Annotated in this window: 16 protein-coding genes; 5 read left to right on the top strand and 11 right to left on the bottom strand. The window is 58.8% G+C overall.

The window, feature by feature from the left end; all coding sequences use genetic code 11:
* Window positions 1-64 precede the first annotated feature (64 nt).
* The 8 genes from AC1DSG_RS07575 to AC1DSG_RS07540 all read right to left on the bottom strand — a co-directional run bounded on the left by AC1DSG_RS07575 (window position 65) and on the right by AC1DSG_RS07540 (window position 9,067).
* Window positions 65-1,423, bottom strand: a complete 1,359-nt coding sequence (locus AC1DSG_RS07575) for an LLM class flavin-dependent oxidoreductase (protein WP_477790320.1) — start codon at window positions 1,421-1,423, stop codon at window positions 65-67.
* Window positions 1,423-2,616: an SfnB family sulfur acquisition oxidoreductase gene (locus tag AC1DSG_RS07570; RefSeq protein ID WP_477790319.1), complete on the bottom strand. Its 1,194-nt coding sequence runs from the start codon at window positions 2,614-2,616 to the stop codon at window positions 1,423-1,425. The genes AC1DSG_RS07575 and AC1DSG_RS07570 overlap by 1 nt, the downstream gene beginning before the upstream one ends.
* Before the next feature lie 38 nt (window positions 2,617-2,654).
* Window positions 2,655-3,896, bottom strand: a complete 1,242-nt coding sequence (locus AC1DSG_RS07565) for an SfnB family sulfur acquisition oxidoreductase (RefSeq protein WP_477790318.1) — start codon at window positions 3,894-3,896, stop codon at window positions 2,655-2,657.
* A 403-nt stretch (window positions 3,897-4,299) separates the two neighbouring features.
* On the bottom strand, window positions 4,300-5,064 hold the full coding sequence (locus AC1DSG_RS07560; protein WP_477790317.1) for a hypothetical protein: 765 nt from the start codon (window positions 5,062-5,064) through the stop codon (window positions 4,300-4,302).
* A gap of 491 nt (window positions 5,065-5,555) precedes the next feature.
* A complete protein-coding gene (tcyN, locus tag AC1DSG_RS07555) occupies window positions 5,556-6,311 on the bottom strand; it encodes an L-cystine ABC transporter ATP-binding protein TcyN (RefSeq protein ID WP_477790316.1) in 756 nt (251 codons plus the stop codon).
* Between the two features lie 4 nt (window positions 6,312-6,315).
* Window positions 6,316-6,981, bottom strand: a complete 666-nt coding sequence (gene tcyL / locus AC1DSG_RS07550; protein WP_477790315.1) for a cystine ABC transporter permease — start codon at window positions 6,979-6,981, stop codon at window positions 6,316-6,318.
* A complete protein-coding gene (gene tcyJ, locus AC1DSG_RS07545; protein ID WP_477790314.1) occupies window positions 6,981-7,775 on the bottom strand; it encodes a cystine ABC transporter substrate-binding protein in 795 nt (264 codons plus the stop codon). The genes tcyL and tcyJ overlap by 1 nt, the downstream gene beginning before the upstream one ends.
* 299 nt (window positions 7,776-8,074) lie before the next feature.
* The gene (locus AC1DSG_RS07540; protein ID WP_477790313.1) at window positions 8,075-9,067 is read right to left on the bottom strand and encodes a D-cysteine desulfhydrase; all 993 of its coding nucleotides are present in this window, start codon (window positions 9,065-9,067) and stop codon (window positions 8,075-8,077) included.
* A gap of 191 nt (window positions 9,068-9,258) precedes the next feature.
* On the opposite strand from AC1DSG_RS07540, the gene epsC reads away from it, so the two are divergent.
* Both epsC and betT read left to right on the top strand, forming a co-directional pair.
* Window positions 9,259-10,185: a serine O-acetyltransferase EpsC gene (epsC, locus tag AC1DSG_RS07535; RefSeq protein WP_452628929.1), complete on the top strand. Its 927-nt coding sequence runs from the start codon at window positions 9,259-9,261 to the stop codon at window positions 10,183-10,185.
* A 427-nt stretch (window positions 10,186-10,612) separates the two neighbouring features.
* Entirely contained in the window at window positions 10,613-12,568 is a 1,956-nt protein-coding gene (betT, locus tag AC1DSG_RS07530) for a choline transporter BetT (RefSeq protein WP_223514770.1), read from the top strand.
* A gap of 16 nt (window positions 12,569-12,584) precedes the next feature.
* Here betT and AC1DSG_RS07525 read toward each other — a convergent pair whose 3' ends face one another.
* Together AC1DSG_RS07525 and AC1DSG_RS07520 are read right to left on the bottom strand one after the other, a co-directional pair.
* Window positions 12,585-12,845, bottom strand: coding sequence for a hypothetical protein (locus AC1DSG_RS07525; RefSeq protein ID WP_477790312.1), 261 nt, complete (start codon window positions 12,843-12,845; stop codon window positions 12,585-12,587).
* Window positions 12,846-13,009: 164 nt separating this feature from the next.
* Window positions 13,010-13,744 carry an SDR family oxidoreductase gene (locus AC1DSG_RS07520; RefSeq protein ID WP_477790311.1) on the bottom strand — a complete coding sequence of 245 codons (735 nt, stop codon included), beginning with the start codon at window positions 13,742-13,744 and terminating at the stop codon, window positions 13,010-13,012.
* Between the two features lie 121 nt (window positions 13,745-13,865).
* On the opposite strand from AC1DSG_RS07520, the gene AC1DSG_RS07515 reads away from it, so the two are divergent.
* From AC1DSG_RS07515 to mgrA, 3 genes are all read left to right on the top strand, one after another.
* A complete protein-coding gene (locus AC1DSG_RS07515) occupies window positions 13,866-14,756 on the top strand; it encodes a LysR family transcriptional regulator (protein WP_477790310.1) in 891 nt (296 codons plus the stop codon).
* 109 nt (window positions 14,757-14,865) lie between these two features.
* Complete coding sequence (locus AC1DSG_RS07510) at window positions 14,866-15,267, top strand: type II toxin-antitoxin system HicB family antitoxin (RefSeq protein ID WP_477790309.1); 402 nt, start codon at window positions 14,866-14,868, stop codon at window positions 15,265-15,267.
* A gap of 136 nt (window positions 15,268-15,403) precedes the next feature.
* The gene (gene mgrA / locus AC1DSG_RS07505; protein WP_477790308.1) at window positions 15,404-16,441 is read left to right on the top strand and encodes an L-glyceraldehyde 3-phosphate reductase; all 1,038 of its coding nucleotides are present in this window, start codon (window positions 15,404-15,406) and stop codon (window positions 16,439-16,441) included.
* A gap of 131 nt (window positions 16,442-16,572) precedes the next feature.
* On the opposite strand, the gene tauD is transcribed toward mgrA, so the two are convergent.
* Window positions 16,573-17,415, bottom strand: a complete 843-nt coding sequence (gene tauD, locus AC1DSG_RS07500) for a taurine dioxygenase (RefSeq protein WP_477790307.1) — start codon at window positions 17,413-17,415, stop codon at window positions 16,573-16,575.
* Window positions 17,416-17,502 lie beyond the last annotated feature (87 nt).

Genomic DNA, 17,502 nt, shown 5'->3' with positions numbered 1-17,502 from the left:
TGTGTCAGCCAGCACAACTTCAACTGACCCACCGCTATCGCCGGCAGGCCAGCTTCCACAGGGTTCAATGGCGGTAGTTAGAACCGGTATGTTGCTCAGGCAAATGCGCTTCTGCGTGAAACAGCTTCTCCCGCAAGCTGCCGTCGTCATAAGCGGTCTTGTACGACCCGCGACGCTGCAACTCCGGAATCACCAGATCAATGAAATCCACATAGCTTTCCGGGGTGACAATCCGTGTCAGGTTGAAGCCGTCCAGGCCGGTTTCGGCGATCCACGATTCCAGTTCATCCGCCACTTGCTCGGGCGAACCGACCACGGTGATGTAGCGACCACCGAGGGCGTGTTGCTCAAGCAATTTGCGGCGGGTCCAGTCGTTGTTTTGCAGGTTTTTGGTCGCCGACTGGATCGCGTTGCTCTTCACGTACTGGATCGGTTCGTCGATTTCGTATTCGGAAAAATCGATCCCGGTCGATGCCGAAAAATGCGCCAYGCCGGCCTCGGCACTGGCATAGCTCAGGTACTCGGCGTGTTTGGCCCAGGCAAGCTCTTCGGTGGCGCCGACTATCACGTTCAGCCCCATGAACACCTTGATGTCCTCGGGGTTGCGCCCGGCCGCGACGGCGCTGGCGCGAACCTTGTCCACCTGGATTTTGGTCGACGGTTTGTTCTGGCCGCTGATGAACACGCACTCGGCATGACGCCCGGCGAACAGCAAACCGCGATCCGAACTACCGGCCTGGAACAACACTGGTGTGCGCTGCGGTGACGGCTCGCACAGGTGATATCCCTCGACCTGATAGAACTCGCCTTTGTGCTCGACCTTGTGCACTTTCTCCGGCTGGGCGTAGATCCGTTGTTCGCGGTCGTTGAGCACCGCGCCGTTTTCCCAGCTGCCTTCCCAGAGTTTGTAGAGCACCTCCAGGTATTCATCAGCCTGGTCGTAACGACGGTCGTGCTCGACCTGTTCGCTCAGGCCCATGGCCTTGGCGGCGCTGTCGAGGTAGCCGGTGACGATGTTCCAGCCGACCCGGCCACGGCTCAGGTGATCGAGCGTGGACATGCGTCGGGCGAACAGGTACGGCGGCTCATAAGTGAGGTTGGCAGTCAGGCCGAAGCCAAGGTTTTTGGTCACGGCGGCCATGGCCGATACCAACAGCAACGGGTCGTTGACCGGGAGTTGGATCGACTCTTTCAGCGGCACATCCACTGAGTTCTGGTAGACGTCGTACACACCGACGATGTCGGCGATGAACAGTCCGTCGAACAGCCCGCGCTCCAACAGTTGCGCCAGCTCGGTCCAATACTCGATCGTTTTGTATTGCGTGGAATTGTCCCGTGGATGTGTCCACAGACCATGGTTGATATGCCCGACGCAGTTCATGTTGAACGCGTTGAGCAGGATCTTCTTTTTGCCGTCGGCCATCAGATGGTCCCTCGTAACGGAGGGTTTTCATCGTTCAGGTAGTAGTTGCCCACCGCGTGATATTTCCAGCGTACCGGGTCGTGCAAGGTGTGCACGCGCGCGTTGCGCCAGTGCCGGTCCAGTCCRTGCTCGATCAGGGTGGCTTGGCTGCCGGCCAGTTCGAACAACGTACTGCCGGCGGCGAGGGAGATTTCGGTGCTGATGGCTCGGGCTTCGGCGACGGCAATCGAGGCGGCGGCGACGGTTTCGGCGTTGGTGTCGGCTTGAGCCTTGTCGAGGCGTTCGCCGGAGCGTTCCAGCAGGGCTTCGGCGGCGTGCAGGCGAATGCTCAAATGACCGAAACTCTTGATGGTCAGCGGGTCGTCGGTGGCTTTTTCATGAGTGGCGTCGATCCACGGCCGGGTTTTGGTGCGCACAAAATGCAGCGCATCTTCATAGGCTGCGCGAGCGATGCCGGTGTCAATGGCGGCGTGGAGGATCTGCGCCAGCGGGCCGACGGTGGTCGGGCGTTCGAAAGCGCTTTGGAACGGGATCACGTCCTCGGCCGCCACATACACATCGTCGAACGCCACTGAACCGCTGCCGGTGGTGCGCTGACCAAAGCCGCTCCAATCGTCGATGACCGTCAGGCCTTTGCTGTCGCGCGGCACGAACGCCAATTGCTGCACGCCATTGTCATCCACCACCGAGGTCGGGATGCGTTGTGCATAAATCGCGCCGGTTGAGTAAAACTTGCGACCGTTGATGCGATAGCCGTCACCGTCGCGCTTGAGGCTGGTGACGCGGTCGTGAGCGGTTTTTGTGCCGAGTTCGGCGAGCGCATTGCCAAAGCGCTGGCCGGCCAATACTTCTGCATACAGGCGTTGTTTCTGCTCATGGCTGCCGTTTACGCGCAGCACTTCGAGGGCATAAAAATGGTTCTGCGGGATTTGCCCGAGCGAGCCATCAGCCTGGGCAATCAAGGCGATCACCTTGGCCAGCGTCACGTTGGACACGCCGGCGCCACCATACTCCTTCGGTACGCTGATACCCCAGAGGCCTGAACGGGAAAACACTTCCAGTTCCGGGTGTGGCAAACGGCGTTCACGGTCGCGCAGTGCGCTGTCGCGTTTGAAGTCGTCGGCCAGGTCACTGGCGACGACCAGGGCTTGCTCATCGCTGGTTATGACCGCGACGTGGTGGAAATAAGTCATGTGTTTCTCCAGAGATCTGGTCAAAAGGGTACTGGTCATCAGATCCAGGAATGCCGCGCAGGCAAAGTGCCATTGAGGTGATAGGTGCCGACCGCGTGATATTTCCAGCGCACCGGGTCGTGCAATGTGTGCACGCGGGCGTTGCGCCAGTGGCGGTCGAGGTTGAATTCGGCGAGGGTGGCGCGGCTGCCGGCCAGTTCGAAGAGTTTTTCGCTGGCCAGCAGCGAGATCTCGGTGGTCAGCACTTTGGCTTCGGCCACGGCAATCGATGCGCGGGCCGCCGACTCGGCCGTTAGGGGCGCGGCGTTGACTTGATCAAGTACTTTCCCGGCTTTGCGCAACAGCGCTTCGGCGGCGTGCAGTTCGATTTTCAACTTGCCGATATCTGCGATCACGTAGAGGTCATCGCTGGCGCGTTCGACCTTGGCGTCGATCCACGGACGCGCCCGGGTTTTCACAAACTCGATGGCGTCGTCGATGGCGCCCCGGGCGATCCCCGCATCGATGGCGGCTTGAATCAGTTGCGACACGGCGCCTTGGAGGTTCGGCTTCTGGTTGATCTTCCAGTTATCCACCACCAGTTCGGCATCGACCCGCACGTTGTTAAGCAAAATGGTGCCGCTGGCGGTGGTGCGCTGACCGAAACCCGACCAGTCATCAACGATGCGCAGCCCCGGCGTACCGCGACGAACGAAGGCCAGTACTTGCTTGCCGTCATCGTTCAACGCTTTGACTGCGACCCAGTGGGCGAACAGCGCGCCCGTGGAGTAAAACTTCTGGCCATTGAGGACAAAACCGTCGCCATCGGCGGTGATGCGCGCCTTGAGTTCCAGGGTGTTTTTTGTACCGCGTTCGGGGCCCGCATTGCCGATGCGCCAGCCGTCGAGCACGCTTTTGAACAGCTGCTTTTTCTGCGCTTCCGTGGCGCTGCCCAGCACCAGGTTGAGAATGCCGAACTGGTTCTGCGGAATCTGTCCCAACGCCGGATCTGCCGCGGAAATGATCGCGAACACCTCGGCGAGTGTGACGAACGAAACCTGTGGGCCGCCGTATTCACGCGGGATGGCAATGCTGCCTAAACCGCTGCGGGTGAACTGTTCGATTTCCGACCAGGGCAACTTGCGCTGACGGTCACGTTTGGCCGCATGAAGACGGGCGACGTGCGCCAGTTCATGGGCGGCTTCAATGGCTTGAGCGTCGTTGCGCAAAACCTGTGCAGGCAACAACAACGGGGCGACGTCCAGATCACTGTGGACGATTGCATCTGCCAGACTGGACATCAGTGCCGCTCCTTGGCTGCACGCAATGCCCTGGCGATCTGCACTGGGGTGATTGTGTTCCGGACCATACCTACCTCACATCTCATGGGATCGTCGCGTGGGTTGCGACGAATAAAAACAAGAATGTCCGGTGGTCCGGTGTATATACCCTAAGCGCGTATAAAAAATTAATAAACTAACTTTTAGGAATATACATAGAAGGGGTGACGTACACCCATTTAATGAGGTGTCGCGCCCCCCTTTAGCAGCTGGCGAAGCCTGCGTCCGGCTRCGMAGCAGTCGTAAATTCTCAGTCCGCGATCAACCTGAATGACCGCATCGCTTGATTTAGCGACTGCTKCGYAGCCGGACGCAGGCTTCGCCAGCTGCTACAGGATCGAGTCCGCCGAGTGTCACAGGGATCTCAGCGTTTGCGGGGTTCCGCGGCCATCAACATCTCCTTTGGCCGCACTTTCAGATAAGGATTCGCGCAGCCAATCTTCAGCCAGCGCGGCGGTGCCCAGCGCGAGTTGTTACCCACGCGGTCGAGGATGCAATACGTCACTTCCAGCCGCAGGTCTTCGCCGGCTTCGAGAATGATCGCCGGCGGCACCCAGACCTGAATCGGCTGGCCCACCTCGCTAGCCTTGAGTCGGGGCAAATCCATGCGCACATCACCCCAGCGCAAGGTGATTTCATCGTCGGTGGCCATGTTCAGATAAGGCTCGATGGTCAACGGTACGCCGCGTTTGATCTGGTTAGGGTTGACCCCTTGGCGGCGGATGGTCTCGGGGATGCCCACGGGCGCCAGGCTTTGGTTTTCGTCGCTGCACTGGGTCGATAGCGGGCCGCCAGGGCAATCCAGTTTGATCTGAACGCGCGTCGCCGGTGACAGCGCGGGCCCTTGCCCAATCTGCATGACCTTGTAGTGGATGCGTGCGCAACCGTTGGCAATGAAGCTTTCCGGCACTCGCAGACTGACTACGTTGCCGCGGTCTTCGGCAGTCAGGACCCTGGAGGCGACGTAGCAGTTGTTCCAGAAAAGTTCGATGAGGTCGCCTGCGTCCATGCCGGGGTAGGGCGCCACGTCGATCATCAGATGAGCCGCCGAGGTCATGTTGACGCCGGCCTTGTGCGATTGCGCCAGGGTAGGGGCCGCAAGTTCGGGTGTATTCGATGTGCTTGTCATGGGTTTTCTCCTTGAAGCCTTGCAGCGAAGTTCCGTTTCTGAAAGATCAAAAGGCGTGCATTACCCAGCAACAAATCTGCTTGTTATTTGAAGGTTAAATGATGCTGAAGTGCAAAGGTTTACGCCTGTTGGTGACTAGATAAGAGTGCGCTTGAATAGGTGTCAATAGAGCTGGCTAGTTAAGTGTTGGATCTCCTGTTATTCAGAATAATCCTACGTGCTGAAGTTGATATTCCGCAGCGTGCCGTCGAACAAGGCCACGAGTTTAGCGGTGTGCAACGCAGTTGTAGGCTTGGGCTCGCTCGGTGGTGAGGGTCGGCTTAAGCGAACTCTAGGCGAGAAAAATCTGTTGCAGGACATATATATGTACCGCACAAGGCATCAGTTGAATTATTTAAAGTGCGCGTGTGGCGAGTAAATCGGAAGAGATTTTGCTGACGGGGTAGTTGTCACTTCCGTCCATGGAAGTTAACAAGTAGTGTTGATGTTTTTCAGTCGTGAGAGTTGTTCAGAAACTTGCTGAGGAACTGTTTTGTCCGCTCTTCTTTCGGATTGGCAAACAACGCTTTTGATTCGCCTTGCTCGACGATTACACCCTTGTCGAAAAACACCACGCGATTGGCCACGTCCCGGGCGAAGCCCATTTCGTGGGTGACGATGACCATGGTGCGTTTCTCCTCGGCCAGACCGCGGATGGTCGCCAACACTTCACCGACCAGTTCCGGATCGAGCGCCGAGGTAGGCTCATCGAACAGGATCACTTCCGGCTCCATCGCCAGCGCCCGGGCAATCGCCACACGCTGTTGCTGACCACCGGACAGGCGTCGCGGGTAAGCATCTTCCTTGCCTGCCAGACCAACCTTGGCCAAGAGCTTTTTGCCCAGGGCAACGGCTTCGGCACGCGGGATCTTCTTGACGACGATCGGGCCTTCGATGACGTTTTCCAGAGCCGTGCGATGGGGGAACAGGTTGAAGTTCTGGAACACGAAGCCGACGTGTTGACGCAGGCGTCGAACCAGACCTTGCTGCTGGTTCAGCGGGCGGCTGCCATCGATCTCGATGTCACCGACCTTGATCCGTCCGCTGGTGGGTTCTTCGAGAAAATTCAGGCAACGCAGAAACGTGGTTTTACCCGAGCCGCTAGGGCCGATGATTGCCACGACTTCACCTTCCTTCACTTGCAGATCGATGCCGTTGAGCACGACTTGACCCTTGAACTGCTTTGTCAGTTTTTCCACGACAATCATGGGGTCAGGACTCCTGGTCGTGCCGATTGACCCGCTCTTCCAACTTGTTCTGCAGGTGCGACAGCACCGTGGCCAGAATCCAGTAGATCAGCGCGGCGGCAAGATACATGGTGAAAATTTCAAAGGTGCGGGCGGTAATCAGCTGCGCCTGACGGAACAGTTCCGGCACTTGAATGGTGGCGGCCAGCGCCGTGTCCTTGACCAGCGAAATGAAGCTGTTGCCCAGCGGCGGCAAGGCCGTGCGCATCGCTTGCGGCAGGATGGCCCGGCGCAGGGTTTGCGCACGGGTCATGCCGATACTCGCGGCAGCTTCCCACTGGCCGCGCTCGATGGAGCTGATCGCGGCACGCAGGATTTCGCAGGCGTAGGCGGCCATGTTCAGCGAGAAGCCGATCATCGCCGCCGGCAGCGGATCAAGTTCGATGCCCAGTTGCGGCAAGCCGTAATAGATCACGAACAGTTGCACCAGCAACGGCGTGCCGCGAAAGAACGACACGTAGATGCGGGCGATCCAGCTCACCAGCTTGAAGCGCGACAGGCGCATCAGCGCCAGGCCGAAACCCATCACCAGGCCGAAGAACATCCCGCCCAGGCTGAGGATCACTGTGTAATACGCGCCCTTCAGCAGAAAGGGCGCGGAATCCAGTGCGAGTTGGAAAGCTGCTTCCATTATTGAGTGACGTCAGCGCTGAAGTATTTTTCCGAAAGCTTTTTCAGCGTACCGTCGGCGCGCAGTTTTTCGATCGCCTTGTCGATTGCTGCAAGCAACTCAGGCTCGCCTTTGCGCAGGGCAATACCGGCTTCCTGGCGGGAGAACGCTTCGCCGGCGGCGGAAGTATCTTTGGCCTTCCTGGCGTATTCCAGCGCGGCGAGGCGGTCGATCAGAATGACGTCGATGCGGCCGACGCGCAGGTCCTGGAACTTGGTCGGATCATCGTCATAGGTCTTGATGTCGGCTTTTGGGACGTTTTCCTTGACCCACTGCTCGTAGTTGGTGCCCAGACCTACACCGACTTTCTTGCCGGCCAGGTCGGCGGAGGTCTTGACGGTGTCTTTGTTCTTGGTCAGGGTCARCGCCTGAATCCCGGAGACGGTATATGGCGTGGAGAAGTCATACTTCTTCTTGCGCTCTTCCGAGATGGTCACCTGGTTGATCACCACGTCCAGACGCTTGGATTCCAGCGCTGCGAGGATGCCGTCCCATTTGGTCGGTTGCAGTTTGGCCTTCACACCCAGCTCTTTGGCCAGGGCTTCGGAGAACTCGACTTCGAAGCCGGACAGTTTGCCGTCGGCGTCGACGAAGCTGAACGGTGGATAAGTGCCTTCCAGGCCGACGTTGATCACGCCAGCGTCTTTGATTTTTTGCAGCTGCTCACCGGCAACCGCCTGGCCCAGTAAACCGGCGCTCAGCGCCAGGCCCAGCGAGCCAACCAGCAGGTTTCGACGTAGTGCGGAAAAATTCATGACAAGCCCCTGTGTTTTCTTATGGAAGACGCTTTAGGAAAGTTGGCAAATTCGGGATTTGGACGACTGCAATATCCTGCCCTAAAGCAGCTTATGCGTCTCGCTGCAAATTCGCCTGCGGCGCGACTATATGATGGCGCCTTTAGATTGGAAAATACTAAATATTGATCTGTATATGCATTAATTGCATGTCAGATCGTTCCCACGCTCCGCGTGGGAATGCCTCTAGGGACGCTCCGCGTCCAGTGACGCAGAGCGTCACGAGCTGCATTCCCACGCAGGAGCGTGGGAACGATCAGTTACAAAAAATCTTTGTAGGCAAACAACGCCGGCGCGCCACCAGTGTGCAGGAAGATAATCGGCCCCTCATCGAAGCGCCCGCGTCCAATCCCGTCCAGCAACCCGGCCATGGCCTTGCCGGTATAAACCGGGTCCAACAGCAAGCCTTCCTGACTCGCCAGCAACTTCACCGCCGCCAGTGTTCCAGCATTCGGCTCGCCATAGCGTGGGCCGAAATATTCGTCCCACAGTTCAACTTTGAAACTCGCTGGCAGCTGCACGCCCAGCAGCTCGGCCGTGCGCTCGGCCAGGCCCTGGACTTTCGGACGCTGATCTTCATCGCTCCGGGAAACCGTGACCCCGATTACTGGCAATTCCGGCAGTGCTTCACTCAGCGCCAGCGCCAGACCGCTGTGGGTACCGGCGCTGCCTGATGCGAGGACCACGGCGGCAAACTTCAAGCCGGTGTCTTTGATCTGCTCGGCCAGTTCCAGCCCGGCGCGTACATAACCCAACGCGCCCAAGGCATTCGAACCACCAATCGGTACCAGATACGGCTTCTTGCCGTTATTGCGCAGGCGCTCGGCCAGGGCCTGCAATTGCTCGTCGGCGTTATCGAGGTTTTCCACCAACTCGACCTTGGCATCGAACAGGTCCAGCAACAGGCGATTGCCGTTGCCGACATAGTTGGCGTCGTCGGTGCCCAAAGGGTTTTCCAGCAGCGCGACGCAATCCAGGCCCAGTTTGGCGGCAATGGCCGCTGTCTGGCGTACATGGTTGGACTGGAGCGCGCCCGCGGTGATGAGCGTGTCGGCGCCTTGAGCCAGTGCATCGGCGGCGAGGTATTCGAGCTTGCGCAGTTTATTGCCGCCCATTGCCAGTGGCGTCAGGTCATCGCGTTTGACGTACACATCGCGGCCCAGCCAGGTCGACAAACGTTCAAGTTTTTCCAGGGCGGTAGGGTGGCCGAGTAAATCGAGACGGTTAAAGCGAGCGAGCTGTTGTTTGATCATGGGTCCGTACTGGCGCAGAAAGATTGTCAGGACTATAGGCACGCCCATTTGCCTGGGCAACCGTCAATCGCTTATAGCCAAAAATTCTGAGCTCTGCACAATTGGTTCTTAATTCGGCTTCAAGACCTTGCCGTAAAGTAAACGCCGTCAGCGCGGCCAGACAGTCCGGCCGCCCGTGAGGAGTTTTTACCGTGAGCGAGCGTTCCAGTCATTGGCAATTGCAGACCATCGTCAGCCAACTGCGCGCGGCGCGTGACGAGTGGCGCGCACAAAATGGTCGGGCCAGCACCGAGCAGGGCGGGCGTGAATTGCCTTCGCGTGCGGCCATGGCGGAGATTCTTGAAGCGCTCTGCGGGGCGCTGTTCCCGATGCGCCTGGGGCCGGTGGATTTGCGCGAAGAGAGTGAAAACTTCTACGTCGGCCACACCCTTGATGTGGCGTTGAACGCGCTGCTGGCGCAGGCGCGGCTCGAATTGCGCTATGCCGCGCGCCACAGTCAGCAAGCGGACGCTGAGATCGAGGCCAACACCATTCAGATTATTCAGGACTTCGCGCTCGCCTTGCCAGGGCTGCGCAGGTTGCTGGATAGCGATGTGCTGGCGGCCTATCACGGTGACCCGGCGGCCCGCAGTGTCGATGAAGTGTTGCTCTGCTACCCGGGCATTCTGGCGGTGATCCACCATCGCCTGGCCCACCATTTGTACCGCGCCGGGTTGCCGTTGTTGGCGCGGATCAGCTCGGAAATCGCCCACTCGGCCACCGGCATCGACATTCACCCTGGCGCGCAGATCGGTCGCAGCTTCTTCATCGATCACGGGACTGGGGTGGTGATCGGCGAGACCGCGATTATTGGCGAGCGAGTGCGGATTTATCAGGCGGTCACGTTGGGTGCCAAACGCTTCCCCTCCGATGAAGACGGGCAGTTGCAGAAGGGCCATCCGAGGCATCCGATTGTTGAGGATGATGTGGTGATCTACGCCGGTGCGACGATTCTGGGGCGGATCACGATTGGCAAGGGTTCGACCATCGGTGGCAATGTCTGGCTGACCCGCAGCGTGCCGGCGGGGTGTAACCTGACTCAGGCGAACTTGCAGCATGATGACGGGACGCAGAAGTAAGCCCCTGAATCTTTGCTGACTGTTCTGGCCTTATCGCGAGCAGGCTCGCTCCCACAGGGTTTTTGTGGTGTTCACAATGGTGTGGACTGACACAAATCCACTGTGGGAGCGAGCCTGCTCGCGATTGGTTTCAAGCCGAACCGAGATACTGGCACTCAGCCAATTCTCAACTGAACGAATCCTCCCAACCTTCTTGTTACCCATCCTTGAGCTAGCTTACAAGCACGACCGCCGAGCCCAGGGATTAGTCCTTAGCCCCCTATCCATGTTTAACTTGAACGTTCATTCAAGTTAAACCGGCAGTTCGCTGCCCGCTCACAACAGGAGGCTTGCCTTTGCTGAGTCCGAATTTTACAGCCACGTTTTACCCCGTCGAGGTGCACGTTTCATGAGTGCATCGTCCCTTCCTCCCAGCGGCCTGGTCCGCATGAATCCGCCGGTGTTCTACTTCTCGGCGAGCTTCATTCTGCTCTTTGGCATCGTCGTCATCGCCATGCCTGAACAGGCCGGTGCCTGGTTGCTGGCGGCGCAAAACTGGGCGGCCAATACGGTCGGCTGGTACTACATGCTCGCGATGACCCTGTATCTGGTCTTCGTGGTGGTCACCGCCTTGTCCGGCTACGGCAAGATCAAGCTCGGTGCCGACCACGACGAACCCGAATTCAGTTACCTGTCCTGGGCCGGCATGCTGTTCGCCGCCGGGATCAGCATCACGCTGTTTTTCTTTTGCGTGTCCGAACCGCTGACCCACTTGGCGCAACCGCCACAAGGCGAGGCCGGTACGGCGGACGCGGCGCGTCAGGCGATGCAGATTTTGTTTCTGCACTGGGGCCTGCAYGGCTGGGGCGTGTTCGCGTTCGTCGGCATGGCGCTGGCCTACTTTGCCTATCGTCACAACCTGCCACTGGCTCTGCGTTCGGCGCTGTATCCGCTGATTGGCAAGCGCATCAACGGCCCCATCGGTTATGCGGTGGACGGCTTCGGCATCATCGCCACGGTGTTCGGTCTTGGTGCCGACATGGGCTTTGGTGTACTGCACCTCAACTCAGGGCTGGATTACCTGTTCGGCATCGCCCACACCCAGTGGATTCAGGTCGGGCTGATCACGCTGATGATGGGCGCGGCGATCATCGTCGCGGTGTCCGGCGTCGATAAAGGCGTGCGGGTGATGTCCGACATCAACATGCTGCTGGCCTGTGCGCTGCTGCTGTTTGTGTTGTTTGCCGGACCCACCCAGCACCTGCTCAATACCCTGATCCAGAACGTCGGCGACTACCTCGGCGCTTTGCCGATGAAGAGTTTCGACCTGTACGCCTACGACAAGCCCAGCGACTGGCTCGGCGGCTGGACGGTGTTTTACTGGGCCTGGTGGATCGCTTGGTCGCCATTCGTGGGCCTGTTCATTGCACGGATTTCCCGTGGCCGCACCATCCGCGAATTTGTCTTCGGCGTGCTGCTGATCCCGCTCGGCTTTACCCTGGCGTGGATGTCGATCTTCGGCAACAGCGCCATTGATCAAGTGCTCAACCACGGCATGAGCGCGCTCGGCATGTCGGCCATCGACAACCCGTCGATGACCCTCTACCTGCTGCTGGAAACCTACCCGTGGAGCAAAACCGTCATCGCCGTGACGGTGTTCATCAGCTTCGTGTTCTTTGTCACCTCGGCCGACTCCGGCACGGTGGTGCTGTCGACGTTGTCCGCAAAAGGTGGCAACCCGGATGAAGACGGGCCGAAATGGCTGCGGGTGTTCTGGGGCGCGATGACGGCGCTGGTGACCAGTGCGCTGTTGTTCTCCGGCAGCATCGATGCGTTGAAGTCGGCGGTGGTGCTGACCTCGCTGCCGTTCTCGCTGATCCTGCTGTTGATGATGTGGGGGCTGCACAAGGCGTTCTACCTGGAGTCCCAGAAGCAGATCGCGCAACTGCATTCCCTGGCGCCCGTGGCCGGCTCACGACGCGGTGGCTGGCGTCAGCGCTTGAGTCAGGCGGTGCACTTTCCGTCGCGGGATGAGGTGTATCGTTTTCTCGATACCACGGTGCGCCCGGCGATTGAGGAAGTGTCGGCGGTATTTGTCGAGAAGGGTTTGAATGTGATCACGCAACCGGACCCCGCCAACGACAGCGTCAGCCTGGAAATCGGTCACGGTGAACAGCATCCGTTTATTTATCAGGTGCAGATGCGTGGCTACTTCACGCCATCCTTTGCCCGAGGCGGTATGGGCTCCAAGCAACTCAACAACCGTCGTTACTACCGGGCAGAAGTGCATTTGAGYGAAGGCAGTCAGGACTATGATCTGGTGGGTTATACCAAGGATCAGATCATCAACGACATCCTTGATCAGTACGAACGGCATCTGCAGTTTTTACACTTGGTGCGTTAGCCGTGCGGGGCCTGTTTCAGGCCTCGGTACTCAACACCATGAACAGCACCAGCGCCGCCACCGGCACACTGAACACCACCGTGCCGATCGCCAGCTCTGAACTCAAGGACTGGCCGCCAGTGACCACGCCGACGGCCCCGTTGATCACCGTCAGTGCCAGCCACAGGACCACAAAGCTGTAGGTCAGTGTCTGGCGGCTGAAGCCGATTTTTTCGCCGATGAACAGCATCAGTGCGAGGAGGGCCAGGCCGAAGGTGGTGATGATGGCTGTGTGCATGTTGAGTTCACCTGATCGTTATGTATGGCCTGATAAACCGCTATCGCGAGCAGGCTCGCTCCCACAGTGGATGGGTGTTGGCCACAAATTTTGTGGCCAACCATTAACCCTGTGGGAGCGAGCCTGCTCGCGATGGGGTCACAGCGGTCTTCATATGATCATAGTTAAACCAACCCCCCATTGGCGCGCAAAACCTGCCCATTGACCCAAGCCGAATCCGGCCCCACCAGAAACGACACCACGCGAGCAATATCCTCCGGCTGACCCAGGCGCTCCAGCGGAGGCATCTTGGCGAAGTTCTGAATCTGTTCTTCACTCTTGCCGTGCAAAAACAACTCGGTGGCAACCGGCCCCGGCGCCACGGCATTCACCGTGATATTGCGCCCGCGCATTTCCTTGGCAAACACCTGCGTCAACGATTCCACCGCCGCTTTGCTGGCGATGTACACCGCATAACCCGGCAAGTTAAGGCCGACGGTGCTGCTGGAAAAGTTGACGATCCGCCCGCCACTGTTCAAACGCGTCGCCGCTTCGCGCAGGGTGTTGAAAGTGCCGCGTGCGTGGATGTTGAAGGTCTGCTCGAACAGTTCATCGGTGTGTTGCGCCAGCGGCAGCACCTTGAGGATGCCGGCGTTATTGACCAGCACGTCGACCTTGCCCAGTTGTGTTTCGGTCTCGTCGAACATCCGGCGCACGTCGTCAGCGTTGGCCACGTCAGCCTTGATCGCTATGGCTTGATGGCCGGCCTGACGCAATTCAACCACCAGGGCCGAGGCTTCGGTGGCGCTGCTGGCGTAATTGATGGCGACGGCGAAACCGTCGCTGGTCAGTTGTTTGGCGATCACGGCGCCGATGCCACGGGAGGCGCCGGTAACGATGGCAACTTTCTGAGTAGTCATGGTGTTGATTCCTGATGAGTTGTTAGCTGGGTGTGAAGCCAGATTCACATGTTTACTCAGGCCGATAAATGCACGAGAGTTGCCTTGACTGTTCAATAATCGCCAACAATCGGAGGCTCGTTTGGATCAAGTCAAAGCGATGAAAGTCTTCGTGCGGATCTACGAGCGCAGCAGCTTCACCCTGGCGGCCGAAGACCTGAACCTGCCGCGCGCAACGTTGACCCACACCCTGAACCAGTTCGAAGCCTGGCTCGGCACGCGGTTGCTGGAGCGCAGTACGCGCAAGGTGCGCCCGACCCTGGACGGCGAGGCGTATTACCTGCGCTGCGTGCAACTGCTGGCGGAACTGGAAGAGGCGGAGCTGGCGTTTCGCGGCGGCGCCCCGAAAGGCCGGCTGCGCGTCGACCTGCACGGTACGCTGGCCAAACGTTTTGTGATCCCCGCATTGCCGCAATTCATGGAGCGCTACCCGCAGATCGAACTGTCCATCAGCGAGTCCGACCGCTTTGTCGACTTGATCGCCGAAGGCGTCGACTGCGTACTACGCGCGGGCACGTTGAGTGATTCGGCACTGATCGGAAAACGCATCGCCAACCTGCGCCAGATCACCTGCGCCAGCCCCACGTACTTGCGCAAATATGGCGAACCGAAAACCCTCGACGACCTCAAACATCACCGCGCGGTGAACTACGTCTCCCGCACCACTGCCAAGCTGTTTCCATTCGAATTCATGGTGAATGGCGAACTGAGGGAAGTGGCCATCGACGGCGCGCTTTCAGTGTTCGGCGCAGAAATCTACGCCGCATCGGCGATCGCCGGGCTCGGGCTGATCCAGTGCCCGCATTACCGGATGGAAACCCAGATTGCCCAGGGACTGGTGCAGGAAGTGCTCATCGACACGCCACCACCGCCGATGCCGGTGTCGGTGTTGTATCCGCACAACCGACACATGTCGCCACGGGTTCGGGTGTTTGTGGATTGGTTGGGGGAGGTGTTCGCAGGGGCGCGTTAGCCTTACAGGGGGTCGTAAGCGATCAGTTTCAGGATGTGTATTGTGGGTTTCGATGATGATTTTTTACCTATAGTTCGCCGCACAAATCTGGTTGATAGGACTCACCGAAATGAAATTCCCGGTCGTTCTGCACAAGGATGCCGACTCAGAATACGCAGTGATTATCCCGGACGTGCCAGGTTGTTTCTCCGCGGGCGCTACGGTGGCGCAGGCATTTGAAAATGCGAAGGAAGCGTTGGCGTTGCACTACGAAGGCCTGCTCGCCGATGGTGATCCATTGCCTCAGGTGCGAGAGATTGATGCTCATCTGGATAACCCCGATTACGCGGGCGGTGTGTGGGGTGTGGTCGAGTTCGATATCACGCCTTACTTCGGCAAGTCAGTGCGTTTCAATGCCACGCTTCCCGAGCAGTTGCTTGAGCGTATCGACCAGACGGTCAGGCGGGATCAGCGATACAGCTCAAGATCGGGGTTTTTAGCGGCTGCAGCGCTACGTGAGTTGYCGGCATAAAGTGGGTCAGATTAAAAATCTGTGAAACGTTTCAGCATTTTCTCGAGTCCGAGGTTTATCGGCGTTTGTCAGGGCGTATGCTGGGCAACTTGCGACGCAGTCGATACCGCATTCAAGACCGACAAGAGAGGATTCGATGACCTACACCGCTGCCGAAAACCGCTACGATTCCATTCCTTACCGCCGCGTGGGTCGCAGCGGTTTGGTGCTGCCGGCGTTGTCCCTGGGGCTGTGGCACAACTTCGGTGACAGCACGCCGATTGATACCCAGCGCTCGTTGCTGCGTACGGCGTTCGATCTGGGGATCAATCACTTTGACCTGGCCAACAACTATGGCCCGCCGTATGGCAGCGCCGAGATCAACTTCGGCCGGTTGCTGCGTGAAGACTTCAAGCAGTATCGCGACGAACTGATCATCTCCAGCAAGGCCGGTTGGGACATGTGGCCCGGTCCGTACGGGCAGGGCGGTGGTTCGCGCAAATACGTGCTGGCCAGCCTGGATCAGAGCCTGCAGCGACTGGGCCTGGACTATGTGGATATTTTCTATTCACACCGTTTCGACCCGGACACCCCGCTGGAGGAAACCGCCAGTGCACTGGCCACAGCGGTGCAACAAGGCAAGGCGTTGTACATTGGCATCTCGTCGTATTCCGGGGTGAAAACCCGTGAGATGGCAGCGCTTTTGAAAGAGTGGAAGGTGCCGCTGCTGATTCATCAGCCGGCGTACAACCTGCTCAATCGTTGGATTGAAAAAGACCTGCTGGACGTCACCGACGAACTCGGCACTGGCGTGATTGCCTTCACGCCGTTGGCGCAGGGCCTGCTGACCGATAAATACCTCAATGGCATTCCGAAGGATGCGCGGGTCAATCGTCCGGGCGGTGCTTCGTTGCAGTCTTCGCACTTGTCCGAAGCCAACATCGCCCATGTGCGCGGGCTCAACGAAATCGCCAAGGGGCGTGGGCAGAGTTTGGCGCAGTTGGCGCTGGCGTGGACGCTGCGCGATCCACGGGTGACGTCGGCACTGATCGGCGCGAGCCGGCCGGAGCAGATTATCGAGAACGTCGGGGCGTTGAAGAATTTGAGCTTTAGCGCTGATGAGTTGGCGGAGATTGACCGGTTTGCCCAGGAGGGCGGGATCAATCTTTGGGAGAAGCCTTCGACGGCTGAGTAACCGAGCACTGATCGTTCCCACGCTCTGCGTGGGAACGCCTCAGCGGACGCTCCGCGTTCGGCTTTGGATGGGACGCGGAGCGTCCCGAGCTGCATTCCCACGCGGAGCGTGGGAACGATCGGATTCCGGAATTAGCGGAAAAACGGCACATCCCCCAACACCGTCGCCCGCTGCATCACCCGCCGCGCCGGCCGGTAGTCATCCACAGCGTAATGCTGGGTCACGCGGTTATCCCAAAACGCCACATCATCCTTGCGCCAGCGCCAGCGAATGGTAAATTCCGGCCGCGTTGAATGAGCGAACAAAAACTTCAGAATCACTTCGCTCTCGGTTTCCGACAGTTCATTGATCTTCGACGTGAAGCCTTCGTTGACGAACAACGAGCGCCGCCCGCTTACTGGGTGTGTGCGAATGACCGGATGTGAAAGTGGCGGATTTTTACGCCGAGCTTCTTCCCACTGAGCCAGTGCATCGGGCGTATTGCCATAACGCTCCAGCGGAAATGAACGGGTGAAATCGTGGGTTGCGGTCAACCCTTCAAGCAAGCTTTTCATCGGTGCCGACAGCGCTTCATACCCGGCTATCCCGCTGGCCCACAACGTGTCGCCACCAAACTCCGGCAGCAGCTTGGCACTGAGTACCGCGCCCATGGCCGGGGTCGGCAGGAAGGTCACGTCGGTGTGCCAGATCGCGTTATCGCGCACGTCGGTGACGGCGGTATCGAGGATCAGCACTTCCGGTTGTTCCGGCACATTCGGGTAGATCGGATGAATGTGAAGGTCGCCGAAATTGGCGGCGAATCGTGCCTGCTGTTGTGGGGTGATCGGCTGGTTGCGGAAGAACAGCACTTGATGTTTGAGCAGTGCCTGCTCGATGGCTTCGCGTTGCTCCGGGGGCAGCGGTTGGCTGACGTCGACGCCGCTGATTTGTGCGCCGAGGGCTGAGCTTAAAGGGACGATGTTTAGGCTGCTCATGGAATTTCTCTTCGAATTCGGTGTGTCGAGCTTTTGTGGGAGCTGGCTTGCCTGCGATGACGACGGCAACGCAGACATTGATGTCGC

This window comes from Pseudomonas sp. P5_A12 (genome assembly GCF_056400685.1).
Note: the sequence above shows the minus strand (reverse complement) of the source record. Positions and strands in the feature narration are given on the sequence as shown.

Coding starts and splice junctions, on each gene's coding strand:
- AC1DSG_RS07520 (WP_477790311.1), bottom strand. CDS start 13,744: ATGACTACTCAGAAAGTTGCCATCGTTACCGGCGCCTCCCGTGGCATC.
- tcyL (WP_477790315.1), bottom strand. CDS start 6,981: ATGGAAGCAGCTTTCCAACTCGCACTGGATTCCGCGCCCTTTCTGCTG.
- mgrA (WP_477790308.1), top strand. CDS start 15,404: ATGACCTACACCGCTGCCGAAAACCGCTACGATTCCATTCCTTACCGC.
- tcyN (WP_477790316.1), bottom strand. CDS start 6,311: ATGATTGTCGTGGAAAAACTGACAAAGCAGTTCAAGGGTCAAGTCGTG.
- AC1DSG_RS07560 (WP_477790317.1), bottom strand. CDS start 5,064: ATGACAAGCACATCGAATACACCCGAACTTGCGGCCCCTACCCTGGCG.
- tauD (WP_477790307.1), bottom strand. CDS start 17,415: ATGAGCAGCCTAAACATCGTCCCTTTAAGCTCAGCCCTCGGCGCACAA.
- AC1DSG_RS07565 (WP_477790318.1), bottom strand. CDS start 3,896: ATGTCCAGTCTGGCAGATGCAATCGTCCACAGTGATCTGGACGTCGCC.
- AC1DSG_RS07525 (WP_477790312.1), bottom strand. CDS start 12,845: ATGCACACAGCCATCATCACCACCTTCGGCCTGGCCCTCCTCGCACTG.
- AC1DSG_RS07540 (WP_477790313.1), bottom strand. CDS start 9,067: ATGATCAAACAACAGCTCGCTCGCTTTAACCGTCTCGATTTACTCGGC.